General features: G+C 59.2%; 6 protein-coding genes and 2 pseudogenes. 5 read left to right on the top strand and 3 right to left on the bottom strand.

The genetic code is table 11. The features are described 5' to 3' along the window. Both I6F09_RS24270 and I6F09_RS24275 read left to right on the top strand, forming a co-directional pair. Positions 1–1,170 carry a Wadjet anti-phage system protein JetD domain-containing protein gene (locus I6F09_RS24270; RefSeq protein WP_225189216.1) on the top strand — a complete coding sequence of 390 codons (1,170 nt, stop codon included), beginning with the start codon at positions 1–3 and terminating at the stop codon, positions 1,168–1,170. A gap of 925 nt (positions 1,171–2,095) precedes the next feature. Further along, positions 2,096–2,221, top strand: a pseudogene (locus I6F09_RS24275) (integrase core domain-containing protein); the annotation flags it as partial. Between the two features lie 775 nt (positions 2,222–2,996). Here I6F09_RS24275 and I6F09_RS24285 read toward each other — a convergent pair. After that, positions 2,997–3,182 (bottom strand): hypothetical protein, encoded by a 186-nt coding sequence (locus tag I6F09_RS24285; RefSeq protein ID WP_225129740.1) that lies wholly within the window; start codon positions 3,180–3,182, stop codon positions 2,997–2,999. Between the two features lie 84 nt (positions 3,183–3,266). After that, positions 3,267–3,647, bottom strand: a pseudogene (locus I6F09_RS24290) (hypothetical protein); the annotation flags it as partial. 1,215 nt (positions 3,648–4,862) lie between these two features. On the opposite strand from I6F09_RS24290, the gene I6F09_RS24295 reads away from it, so the two are divergent. Next, positions 4,863–6,161, top strand: a complete 1,299-nt coding sequence (locus I6F09_RS24295; RefSeq protein ID WP_225189217.1) for a glycosyl hydrolase family 28 protein — start codon at positions 4,863–4,865, stop codon at positions 6,159–6,161. Between the two features lie 214 nt (positions 6,162–6,375). Beyond that, on the top strand, positions 6,376–7,413 hold the full coding sequence (locus I6F09_RS24300) for a pectinesterase family protein (RefSeq protein WP_225189218.1): 1,038 nt from the start codon (positions 6,376–6,378) through the stop codon (positions 7,411–7,413). Between the two features lie 675 nt (positions 7,414–8,088). On the opposite strand, the gene I6F09_RS24305 is transcribed toward I6F09_RS24300, so the two are convergent. Then, positions 8,089–9,915: an NEL-type E3 ubiquitin ligase domain-containing protein gene (locus I6F09_RS24305; RefSeq protein WP_225141989.1), complete on the bottom strand. Its 1,827-nt coding sequence runs from the start codon at positions 9,913–9,915 to the stop codon at positions 8,089–8,091. A 689-nt stretch (positions 9,916–10,604) separates the two neighbouring features. Between I6F09_RS24305 and I6F09_RS24310 the strand changes: the two genes are divergently transcribed. Beyond that, positions 10,605–12,344 carry an NEL-type E3 ubiquitin ligase domain-containing protein gene (locus I6F09_RS24310; RefSeq protein ID WP_225189219.1) on the top strand — a complete coding sequence of 580 codons (1,740 nt, stop codon included), beginning with the start codon at positions 10,605–10,607 and terminating at the stop codon, positions 12,342–12,344. Positions 12,345–13,359 lie beyond the last annotated feature (1,015 nt).

Below are 13,359 nucleotides of genomic sequence, written 5' to 3' on the forward strand. Positions count from 1 at the left end.
ATGGCTCGGCGTTTCACGGATGCGCTCGGCCTGCTGAACGACCTGCTCAACCGCTTCGAGGCGGGGGCCGCAAGCCCGATCGCCCACCCGGACTACCCCGCCTTCCCATCAGTCGTCGCGGCGGACGCCTTCCTGAAACAGATCAGGGAAGCCGAAAGTGCCGGCGCGGTCTCCATCCGCTGGGGGCGCGGCGCCAGCCGAGACCAAGTGGCGCACGTGCGGTTGGTCTCGGCGGAGATCTTATACCGATATCTCGGCCGCACCCCGGCCTCACGCATCGCGGAGCATGCCGCCGTCCGGCTTGTAGCCGGAGTGGCGCTGCACGAGTCCTTGAAGAACAGCGGCTCTCAAATCGCAGAGGTGTGGGCGCGGGGTAAGACGTGGCACGGATTCGGTTCGTCCGACGTCGACACGCTGCGCCACGCATTCGTTCTCGCCCAGGCGATCCTCGACAACAAGCATCTGGACGTCGACTACAAAACTTTCTCGCGACGTACGGTGGGGCACAGCAAGATACTCGAGCGCATCGAGGGGGCCGTGGTCCGGCTTTTGAGCGGCATGATGGACTTTCCGCCTGGCGCCCGCCCCCGCGAGGCACTGCGAGCGATCGGGCTGGAGCGCTTCGCGCCGCCCCTGCTGATCGCGGGCAAGATCGACCTCGACGGAGCCGATCTTTCCAGGATATCTCCGCATTATCTCGGAATCACTCCCAAGGAGGCTGATCGCGTCCGGTTCCGGGAGCGGCCAGCCTACGTTCTGACGATCGAAAACTTCGCAAGCTTCAATCGGCACATCGCCGAGGCGGACCCAGGTCGATTAGGAACGACCATGTATGTCGGCGGGTACCCCTCGCTTGCCACCCAGCAGGCGCTGCGGACAATCGCAGGATTGGTATCCGAACAGACGCCGATCTTTCATTGGTCGGACATCGATCCGGACGGCACCTGGATCTTCCACACCATCGAGCGCGCCGTCGATCGACCGATCCGTCCCCACCTCATGAGCGTCGAAGTTGCCGAGCGTTTGGGACAAGTGCCGTTCAAAAAATCGGTACCCGCTCGATGTCCAGCGGACTCCGGTATCGCAGCTCTGGCAGCGTACCTGGCGAAAGATGGAGCCAAGACGCTCGAGCAGGAAGAACTCGATCCAGTCCTGCCAGAGTTTCATTAGAAAGTGCGCGGATGCTCGTGGTTGCGACCTTGGCTGTCTCGCTCAAGACGCCGTTTGTTTCAAGCGCGACAACAACACCGCCTGCAACTACGTGCTGCGGGAAAACCGACATCGTTTCTTCATAAAAACGCTCAATCGGCATTGGCATGCCGGTTGCTTGAAGATGTGACGAAACCACCTGTGACTATGATGCTCCTTCAGCATCCGGTCGAAGTATTCAGATGAAACTTGCCCGCTTGATCGATGGCAGAGGTCCCCTGATGCGCTTTCCAAACCGTGCGCCTGCCTCGCGAACTCTGCGATCTCCAGGTCGCGCTCCGGTTTGCCGGGCAGGAGCCGATTGTCTTCTAAGGGGCTCGCAACGAATGGTGGTTCTCAACGAGAACGCCAGCGTAAAGGCGTCCTCTGGGCGGTCGTTGGACATCGCTTTAGCCCATGGCTCAGGGTGGGGCATCTGCGACATGCGGAGCCTGCATTCTTGAAGCTAGGTGCCGGCCTTGCATCGGTGCTTGCAGATGGTCAATGAGCTAATGCAGAACGATTCGGATCTTGAGAAAATACTCAGGCAACAGGACGAGCTCAAGGTCAAGCTGCTTCGCGCCCAATCGGTTGTCGCCGAATGTAAGGCAGGATTGGCGGATCTGGAGCGGAGGCTTGAGTCTCGAGCGGTCTCATCGTCCATCGATGAACGCCAGCGCAACTCTGCGGCAAACAATTCAATACGTAACGCACGACCGCCCAAATCGCGAAGCGTCGATGATCCTGTTGACCCGGATGCAGCCGTGGCGTTTCCGCCTCGATCATGGGACCGTTGAAAGCTGCCGCCGCGCACGTTGACGGCGACAGGTTTGGTCACGGACCTGGCGAAGATCTGCCGCAAGGCCGGGATCAGCCAGGCGACCTATTTCAACTGGAAGAAGCTGCGGACGCCCAGCAAAAAGTGGAGACTTGGCGTAGATACTATAACGAAGAACGCCCCCACGGCGCGATCGGCAATCGGCCGCCGATTGTGCTCCAAAATCACGTCGGCGCCACCAGCCCGCCAACGTGATCAGAGGCGCAAAACTCTAGTTCCGGGTGGTCCAAAGTTCGGTCTCGCTGCAGCACAGAGGCGCAAAACTCTAGTTCTGAGTGGTCCAAACTTCGGTCTCGCTGCAAAAACCCCGAGACTCTAACTGCGGCTGGATGAAAAGCAATGGCAGGTCACTCCTTCGTCAAGCTAATCGCTGTCGCTCAGGGATGCTGCTCATGTACCCTTGAAGCACGACTCAACTTTCAGGAAAAGTGGGGACTACGCTAGGCCAATGCCACGGCTATTCATGTATTCGCCACTTCGAAAACATGGACAACAAACGCTCTAAAACGCAGTGCTTGGACCATCTCGCGCCAGCTCTCGTGGGGTCATCGCATCCCGGCTTGGTTCGGTCCGCGCCAAGATGTCGAAGTCCAGGGGAACGTTATGGACCCTCTGGAACTGGTGGACGAGTTGGAGCCGACGCCTTGCGCTTCACGCTGACCGCCATGTCCGGAGCTGCACGCGATCTCAAGCTCTCGCGGCAGCGCAAACCGCGGAGATAAACTGCGATGAGTGCGGCGCAACTGCGCGCTGAGGCTTTCTATCGTTGCGGCTTCGTCTGTGGCCGACGTACCAATCTACGGCATCGCGGGTAATCTGCCGGGCAAGGTCACCGCTTGTTTGGCCAGAGGTTGAACCGTCGAGAAGGAGAAATAACACGGCATCGGCGCGCACTCCGACTCCCCCGCAATCCCGGTTATCGCGCGTCCTCTTTCCTTGCTCACTGCGCCAGTTGATCTCCATTCCCCTCTCACTCGCCAGCATCGCTCTGGCTTATGGCAACAAAGCGCTCTCGTACAATATCGACCCGGCCTTCAGGTCCCTTGATATTCCCGTCGAGGAAATGGTCAAAATCCTCATGACCTAAGAGCGCTTTGAACTTCTCTGCAATGTAGCAGCGAACATCATCGTCTGCGTTTTGGATTTCAACCGCCAACAAATACTAGCCGCTCGCGCAGTTCATCTCCCAAAGATTGCGCGACCGTTTGCAACATTTGAAGCAATCGGCCTTTAACGGTGGTCATTTTCTGAGAAGCCTTTCCGATAGACGCTCGGCCGCGAACCCAGCCTCCCTTTGATTTCCAAGCCTGACACCATCGATAAGGGCCAGATATTCATACAGACGATCGTCTTTTTGAATGGCCTGGGGTACGCTTTTGTACAACGGTTCTACCGCCTGCCCCATGTCTTTGCCTTTTGCATACGGCCAGACATAAATGTACTCTCCTGCGCTGATAAGATTTTTAAGCGGGGCGGCGGCAAAGGCGGTGGGGATGCCCCGGGTCATCGCACCCGGTTTAGCCGGAAAAACGAACTTCAATCCGTGCACCACAAAATTATGAAGATTGCGGCGGTTAGGCTTTGCGTGGCCGGATTCCCGATCTTTGACCGCAAGTCCCGACCTCCATGGCCGCCCAGTCCTGGTTCCCGGTGCGAATGCGATCCGGAGCCGGCTGTAGCCTCGTCAGCTTCTCGAAAGATTCTCCGAGTACGGACTAACCCACTGATGTGATCCTGGACGGGAGACTGGCATGGACTCGCACAATTTCGAGATATCCAACACAGGACCTCCGCCATCGGTACAGCACGCCGTCAGACGATCAGCAGCCGAACCAGCCGGTAGAAGACGCCTTTGAGCAGCGATTGGATGCGGCGCGCGGGAACGGTTCCGCTGGCCTTGCCCGACGCCTCGCCCGCAAACCGCCGCCGAATGTGTCGCGCGGATTTTGATTACATTCACGAGATGATGAGCGGCGTCAGTGCTCGACAAAAACTGTCGCGGCGACTGCTGAGAAGTATCTTCAAATGCTTTACAAGGTGGCGCGTTTCCCGGCGAGCGCGACCAGTCACTCGAAGCCAGTGATGACAATGCACGAAATCGGCTCTCTAACACCGTGTTCAAGGAGAACAAACACGTAGGTATGGCTTTGCGGGCGCTTCAAGAACAGCGAGGAGGTTCATCAGCAGTCAAGGTCAGGCGCGTGCGGGCTGCGGCTTCGGCGAGGTGTCGGGTGCACACCCGTGGCTCCCACTGAGGCGATCTGGCAGCGGCTAAGTGACGAGGCCCAATCGGAGCGCCGCGGATCGCCTTCGACAGCTCCTAGCGTCAGCGGCGGTGAACAGTCGATTTCCTTAACCCCGCGAGCGCTCGACCTCGATCTTGCCGCCGTGAAAGCCGATCGCCCCGCGTTCGTCCAACGACGTGTCGCTACAAATGTTGCGGTGCGCCCTGCTGGCTGAACGGCAGCTTCGGTGGTCAGGTGACCGTGGGCGCTCCTGTCACTTCTTGTAGTGCGGCTCTTCGATCAAACGTCGATCCGACGCAGCGTCCGGATTCACGCGCAGTTGTTGATGCCGAAAATCGGGGCCGGTTGGGCACTCTCTCAGTGTGAGAACGCTGAGAAGCTGTTTGGATTTTGGACTATCGCACAACGCTTCGTCTTGTTCGCGCATAGGCAAGGTGCTGCTGCGCAATCGTAAGGTTCAGGCCTCTGCTGCGTCTTATAAATGTCATCTTGCGCGGGCCAGTGACGCGCGCGACGGCTCGATCGAGCCAGCGCTCAATACCAGAAAAGGCACGCGCCAAACGTGGGCGTGACAAAGCACGAGCAGGTCAATGACAAAGCGTTTTCGCAGCTGGGCCCTATTATCCATACTCGCCTCCATGGTTGTCTGCCCCGCCGCAAAAGCGCAAGACCGCCGGACTATCGCCGAACCTGTTGCACCTCAGACGGTCTGCGATCGCCCTGTGCCTTCCGGCAAGAACGATACAGTTAGCCTACAGGACGCCATTCAACATTGCCCCGATGGCGCTGCAGTCTATCTCGGGCGCGGCGAGTTTCACTCAGGTCCACTCGAGATGAAATCGGGCGTGACCTTATGGGTCGGACGCGGTGCGACACTGATCGCCATCCCCGAACCTGCTGCTTACGACAAGGGCCTCGGACAATGTGGTCGCATTGCAGAAAAGGGCGACGGTTGCCGGCCATTCATCAGCTTTTCTAAAACGCGCGGCGGCGGCATCTACGGAGAGGGCATCATCGATGGTCAGGGCGGCGCAATGATCGGCGGCGGCGCGGAAACCTGGTGGCAGCTAGCCCGCCGCGCCCAAGCCCAGGGCGGCAATCAGAACGCCCCACGCTTGATCCAGGTCGATCATGCGCTGGACATCACGTTCTCTGGTGTCACCTTGCGCAACGCTGCCAATTTTCATGTCGCGATGAACCGGGTTGAAGGTGCCACGTTTTGGGGCCTCACGATCGATTCGCCGGCGGATGCCCGCAACACCGATGGCATCGATCTTGGCGCCAGTCAGGATGTGACCATCACCCACAGCGTGATCCGTACCGGTGACGACAACGTCGCAATCAAGGCCGGCGACAATGGCTCAAGCAGCCATATCTCGATCATTGATAATTATTTCGGCTGGGGGCATGGCATGTCGATCGGCAGCGAGGTGAATTCCGGGGCCAGAGACATATTGGTGCGTAATCTGACGCTGGATGGTACGACGTCGGGCCTGCGCATCAAGAGCGATGTTAGTCGAGGCGGTCTAGTCGAGGGCGTGACTTATGAGTACGTGTGCCTGCGGGGCAACCGGTGGCCGCTGGCCTTCGATACAAAATATGATCCGCGCGCTCAAGGCACGAGGATTCCGGTCTATCGGCAAATCGTTCTCCGTCATGTGCATGGCGACGCTGGTGTGCTGCTGATGCGCGGCGTAGACGAGCGGCATGCCCTGGACGTGACACTCGAAGATGTCCGATTCGCCAATTCCGCGACTTGGCAACTTGAACATGCGAAGGTCACCGCAAATCACTCTGACGTATGGCCCCCGCTGCCCGGACGAGCTACACAACCGCTGCTGCGCGGATCGGAGGTATGTTCCAGGGCATTCCGCGACGGCAATCAGTAAGCACTACACCCGGCACCGAACTCAGATGGTGAGTTCCGCATCTGGGGCCAAGATTACTGTACGCGGTCGGCCTCATGTCCCGAGTTGGTTGCAATTTGGCGAGGGTTTTGCAAGGCCGAAAATGCCAAGGTGACGAGCAGGTTCTGATTTGGCGTTGAAAATCTCGTGTCGATGCGCGGCGACTATCCCGCTGAGAAACGAAGTGTGAGATCACATGCGAATTTTCATTTCCGCCGCTGCACTTCTGGCGGGATGTTTCTGCATCTCGGCAGCGTACGCTCAGGCTCTATCGGTGTCGCATGCCGGAACTGCAGACTATCACTCCTTGCAGCAAGCCATCGACGCGTTGCCGGCGGAAGGCGGAAATATCCGGATCGCGCCGGGCGTCTATCGCGAGAAGGTCAAAATCTCCAAATCCGGTATTCATATCGAAGGGACTGGCAGGAAGCCGGAGGATACGGTCATTGTGTATGGCGACGGCGCGATCAATGTAGGAGGAACCGCCCGTTCGGCGACGCTGGATGCCGCCGGCGATGACTTCCGGCTCGAGAATCTGACCATCCAGAACGACTACGCCCTCGATCCGGCCAATCCACCCTCGCAGGCGGTAGCGCTGTCCGTTACCGGAGATAGGGACGTCATTACGCGCGTCCGTCTGCTCGGCGCCCAGGACACGCTGTTTGCGGGCAAGGGACCAAACGGCAGAATGTCACGACAATACTTCTCGAACTGCTACATCGAAGGGCATGTCGATTTCATATTTGGCAACGCCAAGGCCTGGTTCCGGCAATGTGAGTTGCACGGCATCGCCAATCAAGCGGTCATCTACACCGCTCAGAGCAAGGCAGTGCCGGATGAGGACAGTGGCTATGTGTTTGATCATTGCAGGCTGAGTGCCGACCCTGCTGCGCGCTCTATCGCACTTGGCCGCCCCTGGCGCCCCTACGCCACCGTGGTCTTCCTGTCGGCGAAGATAGATGCCCCCGTCACCGCGGAAGGGTGGCGCGAATTGACGCCCGGCAAGACGAATACGTTGAGGACAAGCTATTATGCTGAATACAGATCCTTCGGCGTCGGGGCTAACCCCTCAGGCCGCGAGCCTCATTCCCATCAGCTGACAGAGGGCGAAGCTGCGAGATGGTCGCTGAGCGTGTTCTTCGGGGGTGTCACAGATTGGCTGCCAACGACTCAGGATGAAACAAAGAGCAACGTTCACGGGGAAGGGGTTCGACGGCGATCCTCGGGTGAATGACGGGAGGAGAGCCTGATTGTGATGGAGAGTCTTGTACAGCAACCCAACTGCCGCCGGAGTCACACCGACAGAAGGGGCAGGCGCGACGATCTCATCGGTTCGCGGTCCGCCCACAGCGCCCGCTCCAGCTCGCAGATCATCTTGTCCGTTTTCGGCGGATCAGTGTCGGCAAGCTCTACGGACCGTCACGTCGGCATCGTCGTCATCGCTCGGGAACGGCTGATTTTCTTGCTCAGCGCCTGCGCAGATCTCCGGAGAACGAAGTGCGCTGATGCTTCGCGGCTATCTTCGTTCGGTCAGTGATGGTCAGGCCCCTCGTAGCTCAGCCAGCAGCCGGCGCCTCGATCAGCCGATACGCGCGGTGCAAGTACGGTGCAGTCCGGCGTTCTTCCATGCCGGCTCCGAAGCCGTACAAACGCGCGTATCGGCTCTCCGATTTCGACAATTTGCCCGTATCCATGCGGCCCTCGATAGCAGCCGACGATCATCCGCCTCATCGCGAGATCGGCCATCGTCGCTTTCGGGAAACACCCGCTGGAACGAGTCGAGCAGCGCCGGTTTCTAGATCGGCGCCGCTCCGCTTGCTGCGCATCACGTGAAGGCTCTCGGGCACAAACCGGCGCACCAGAGGGAAACTGTAGCAGGAATTAACAGCCTCCTGCAGCAAAGCTGGCTTCACAGGGTGAGGCCGAGATCATTGAGCACCTTGTCTCTTAGAGCGCCCTTGATCTCACGGGCGATCTCTTTGCGAACTGCGGCACCCAACACTCGCTTGGCATCTTCGACGAGGCCAGCTTCAGCCCCGGTCAGGCCTTGATCGGCGAGCTGTTGCTCCATTCGGCTGTCGAACTCCTTTCCCATTGCACCAATGAGCTGGTCCTGCGTCTTGGCATGCTCTTCAGGTGCGATGCGGCGAATCACATCGTCCCAAGGCTGCCAATCCATTGCCAAATAGTCGGCAAATTCCGCCGCCTCCCTGTTCCGCACGGATGTCTCTGCTCTGTCAACGTCAGAGTCGGTAACGCCGGAGACTTCAAAGAAGCGCATGTCCGGCGCGACGTGTTGTAGTCCCAGCCGCTCGCGCAGTTTGTTCTGATAGGCAAGAAAGACTTCAACGGCGTCGATGTCTTCTACGTTGTCGACCGAGGCGAGCGAGTGAGCCTTATCGCGCGCGATCGCCTCGAGCGCGTCCATGCGGAACATGACGCGCCCCAATTCGACGAGATCGGCAAGCCGTGCCTTGTTGTCATAGAGGCCGTTCTCGACTTCCGCGATGAGGCGCGCGGTCTGCATTCCGTTCCAGGTTAATGTTCTGCGGTCCTCGCAGCTCTGGTTGGCATCCCATGCCAGTTGAAAGTACTGGGCACGCAATTGGGGGTTTTTTGCCGCCTGACGCAGATCATTGGCCACCGATTGCCGGAACCCTTCATTGCCAGAGCTGACGGACTCGAACAGCTTGGCGAGGAAAAGCCCGTATTCCCGAGCGCCCGGCTCTTCTGCAAAGTTCTGCCAAGCGGCAAGCACCTCCCGATCGACCTCCTGTGGATTGCCCTTCAGCCATTCTGCAACTGTTTCAGCGAGAGCGTCCGCCTGCTCATCGTCTGTCCCGGACGATTCACTTTCGTCGTCGTGCGAAAGGTGGACAGTCGGGCCGACATAACCCTCCGCGCCTAGGATTGTACTCAGGTTCGCCAGCACCTGCTCAGATAGCGGATTTTCAGTCAGAACTAGGGTGCCACCATCGCCCAAGGCCGTCAGCAGGTCCTCGGGCAGACTCGTCAAATGGTTTTGGCTTACGTCGAGAAACCGGAGCGAAGCTGGGAGAGCCGGCGGCAGATCCGTCAGTTGATTTTGGCTTACGTCGAGAAACTCGAGCATAGCAGGGAGCGCCACCGGTAGACTCGTCAGCTGATTGTGGCTGATGTGGAGAAATTGGAGCGAAGCCGGGAAGGCTTCAGGTAGGTTCAGCAGCCGATTGTGGTTGGCGCAAAGAAATTGGAGCCCGGCAGGCAGGACGGCAGGTAGGCTCTCCAGCCGGTTCGAGTTCACGTCGAGGCCTCTGAGCCCGCCCGGAAGCGGGGGCAGGCTGCTCAGCTGATTGCCACTGACATCAAGACGCTGGAGCGAAGCGGGGAGTTCGTCAGGCAGATTGGTAAGCCGGTTGAAGGGCACATCGAGCACGACAATTTCGCTTGGAAGTCTGGGCAGACTGGTAAGGGACAGCGACTGGAGATCCAGCATGGCGTCTTCACCCAGAGCATTGACCCGCCTTGCCGCTTCGTCCCGGTCCTCGAGAGGACCCACGTGCGGTTCAGCAGCCCAATTCTCGAGCGCCTCGTCTTGTTCGGCCGCCGCATGGGTTGAATGCCCGGAGTTTGCTGCGAAGCCCGTCACGAAAGCATCCCATTGTGCCGCCCCCCGGCCTTCCGCCCCATCTTGTTGGGAAGATGCAGAAGGAGTGCCTCCGCCGCGCCGAATCTGTCCTGCCTCAAAAGGATCCATTCCACTCCCCTTACGACACTGAGCCAACCCAGCCCATGACAACACGCTCTAGGACCTAGGACACTTATCTTTCGACAAGCTGACAGCCCTATCGCCGTAAGGGCAACGATGGCACCAAAGCCGGCAGAAGTCGGTAAAACGATTTGGAGCAAGAAATTGATCGCGGTCGCGGGTAGTTATCTCCCGTGCGCAGCAGCACTTAAACGCCGCGCCCAGCGCGCCGATGGTGCGATATCTCAATGGCAGGCAAATGAAGCCTTTTCGGCCGAGTGCGTGAAAGACGAAGAGCGGCAGTCGCTCGAACGCTCAACTCCGCGGCGGTCCTTTCACCTGCCAACCCAATCGGTGCCACGCTGGTCTTTGCCACTGGTGATAAACCGAGCGACTTGGATGTTCTGCAGCGAGGCTCGTCAGCTAATCGACAGGTGACCGTGCTAGGGGCAGAACGCTTTCGCGTTGGCGGTCCTCCGGATCTGTCCGCCCAACGAAATGGCAGCAAACGTTGCAGCAGCATTGATCCATTCGCCGCCTCCAACTCGTGTGAAGCTGTACCGCTTCGACCAGGAGGGGGGCGCCCCGACCCACGTGCGCTCGCTCGAATGATTATTGTGGCAGCGGGCAACCTCCTGCTTCGTAGCCTTGCGCAGCGGCAGGCGTATTCTTCAAGTTTCTGGCGAGGGAGAAAGTTGATGGACATAGGACAGGCACAGCGGAGCGCAGGTTCCGCCCCGGATACTTTTGAAGAAGGGGAGCGGGAAAGCTACCTCGGCGGCTTCAATCGTGCCGTGGCGAATTTGGTCGAAATCTTGACAGGGTATCGGACCCCAGCCTCCGCGCGCGCGCAGATCCTGGACAATTGGGTTGCCGAAGAGGGGCAGGGCGAAGCCGAGAATAGGCGACAGGGGCGCCGACGAATCAGGAATTCGGATAACACAGGTTCGCACTCGCTCGATTTGTCCTCCCTCTCGCTGACCGCTCTGCCCGCCGCACTGCCGCCAAGATTGCTGGAACTGCGCGCCAGGCACAACGAGCTAAGCAGCCTGCCCGCTATATTCCCACCCGGTCTCCAGCATCTTCTCATTAGCCATAATCGCTTGACCAGTTTGCCGGACGATCTTCCGGCAACCCTCTCTGAGCTGGAGGTCGCTGATAACAGGTTGACCAGTCTGCCGGCAAACCTTCCGGCCGGACTGCAGATCCTGAACGCAAACGACAACCGGCTAACCAGCTTACCGGACGCTCTCCCGAGCGGGCTCACCGCGCTTGCGGTCAGTGGCAATCAGCTGACCGACATCCCCGAGTCCCTCCCCTCGTGGCTCATTGAACTCAATGTCAGCGGCAATCAATTGACCAACCTCCCCGACCCTCTTCCGAGCACGCTCCAATCACTCAATGTCAGCGGTAACCGGCTGACCAACCTGCCTGAAGGTGTTCTAGAAGCTCGTGTACCGCATAATAGCCTCTACTACCCGCATCTGGAGAGCCTCGACTTCTGGGATAACCCGCTGCCGGACGATGTTCTCGCTCTGGCGCCTGAAGCGCCACCGCAGCTTGCGCAGCAATCCCTGCATGAGGCTGCCGCACACTGGCTCGCAGACGACCCGGCCGCGCTGGGCGAATGGCAGCACTTTGCGGATGAGCCCGGCGCCCAAGACTACGCACAGTTCCTGGAGAGGCTGCGAGCCACTGTGAACTACGGCAATGACGGGTTTCGGCAGGCAGTGGCTGATGATCTGCGGCAGGCGGCCGCCAATCCGACATTGCGCGAGCAGTTCTTTGCGCAGGCTTCCGAGGCCAACGCGAGCTGCGAGGATCGTGTCACCTTGAACTGGAATGGTATGCAGACCGCGCGCCTCAACGCTGACGTCGAGGACGGGGTATATGACGATCGGCTTGGCGATCTGATCCAGCGCGGCCGTGTCGCCTTCCGCTTGGAGGCGTTGGACGAGATCGCGCGCGACAGGGTCAACTCGCTCGCCAACGGCAACCCGAACGTAGACGACATCGAAGTCTACCTGGCCTATCAACATCGGCTGCGCGAGCCACTGGAGCTCAGTCATGTCGCCCCTGACATGCGCTTCCTGGCGGTCTCTCACGTAAGCGATGATGATGCGACGGAGGCGCTCAACCTGGTCCGGGGGCGGGAAGCAAGCCAGTTCACCGACTACATGGCAAGCCGCTGGCAACCCTGGGAGACGGTGCTGAGGCGCATCGCTCCGGACGAATATGCCGCGATGCGAGACCGGCTCGTCGAAGCCATGGGCGAGGAGTTTCAAACCCGCTTGGATCAGCGACTGGCCGAGCGTGGTCTTCTAGGCGATCCGGATGCCGAGCGGGTTCTCGGCGCCCAAGTCCGAAAGGAGATCGCTGGCGAGATCAAAGGCGAGGTCATGCACCGTGTGCTCGCAGAGCGCGGCCTGAAACTATGAGGCTCCCAAACCGCCGCAGAGATATTTATCATTGCTCTGCGGGCGATACGTAAAGATCGATCGTGAAGCCTCACCCATCGCTGCCAAGGTGCTTTTGCACCTTGGCAAGTGCGCTGCCGTCGATCAGGGCCTTTCGGTCTTGCCGAGCGACGAAAGTTCCCGCGCGCGAGGCGACGCGCATTTGCGTCGCGTCGAAAGCCGCTTCGGGACGAGAGCTCTGTCGGTCGAAAAGTTGTTCAGGAGATCAAGGCGCGCAGCGGTGAAATTATTGGTTGCGCAGGCGCTGGCTCAGCCAACGAACTCGGTTTGACGAGGTAGCTGACTGTTCGGCAGGTTTATTTGACTTCGGGGGCTTCCCGCGAGCTCCATCGTGGCAAGCAAGTTTTTCTAGTTCAAGCATGCACCGCGTTGGCAGCTTACGATGGCAAGCCGTCGTGCCGGTGAGGTCGTGCGCGCGCTCGAGCGCGGCGATCCCGAGACTGCACGAGAAACCTTTTGGTCCCTCAGTCAAAGACGAAGCCCGATTGAAGTGAGCGAATCGAAGTCTGGCGGATCTTCATTGCCAACTCGGCTTGCGAGGCCCGTAAGCAAACTGCGTGCTGATAAACTTTAAACCTATCCGATCCCGAGAGGCGCTCACCGTTACTGCTGCGAACTCAGGACGGCCTGCACATCTTCCCGAAAAACAATGTTTGGGTCGTTGACGCCTGAACGCGCTGGTGGCCACTGGGCGAGAATCTCGTCTTCAAGGGCGGAACGTCCCTTTCCAAGGCTTACGGCGCAGTTCGCCGGTTCCCGGACGACGTGGATCTCACATACGGCATTCGAGCAACAGCTCCGAACCTGGCGAAACACAATCGATGACAATTCGGTCCCTCAGAACTGCAGTGAAAGCAAAAATGGAACTCCAAGGCACGAGAACGCCTCCCGGTCTGCGTCGGGGAAAAGACGTTGTGCGTCATCAATGAACGCCTACAACAGGACAAGCTCACTATCAAACATGATGCCAAAGACG

Source organism: Bradyrhizobium sp. IC3195, from assembly GCF_020193585.1.
Lineage (GTDB): Bacteria > Pseudomonadota > Alphaproteobacteria > Rhizobiales > Xanthobacteraceae > Bradyrhizobium > Bradyrhizobium yuanmingense.

What these genes read in the sequence shown, in the direction of transcription:
- I6F09_RS24310 (WP_225189219.1), top strand. Translation starts at nt 10,605, where the DNA reads ATGGACATAGGACAGGCACAGCGGAGCGCAGGTTCCGCCCCGGATACT.
- I6F09_RS24295 (WP_225189217.1), top strand. Translation starts at nt 4,863, where the DNA reads ATGACAAAGCGTTTTCGCAGCTGGGCCCTATTATCCATACTCGCCTCC.
- I6F09_RS24300 (WP_225189218.1), top strand. Translation starts at nt 6,376, where the DNA reads ATGCGAATTTTCATTTCCGCCGCTGCACTTCTGGCGGGATGTTTCTGC.
- I6F09_RS24305 (WP_225141989.1), bottom strand. Translation starts at nt 9,915, where the DNA reads ATGGATCCTTTTGAGGCAGGACAGATTCGGCGCGGCGGAGGCACTCCT.
- I6F09_RS24270 (WP_225189216.1), top strand. Translation starts at nt 1, where the DNA reads ATGGCTCGGCGTTTCACGGATGCGCTCGGCCTGCTGAACGACCTGCTC.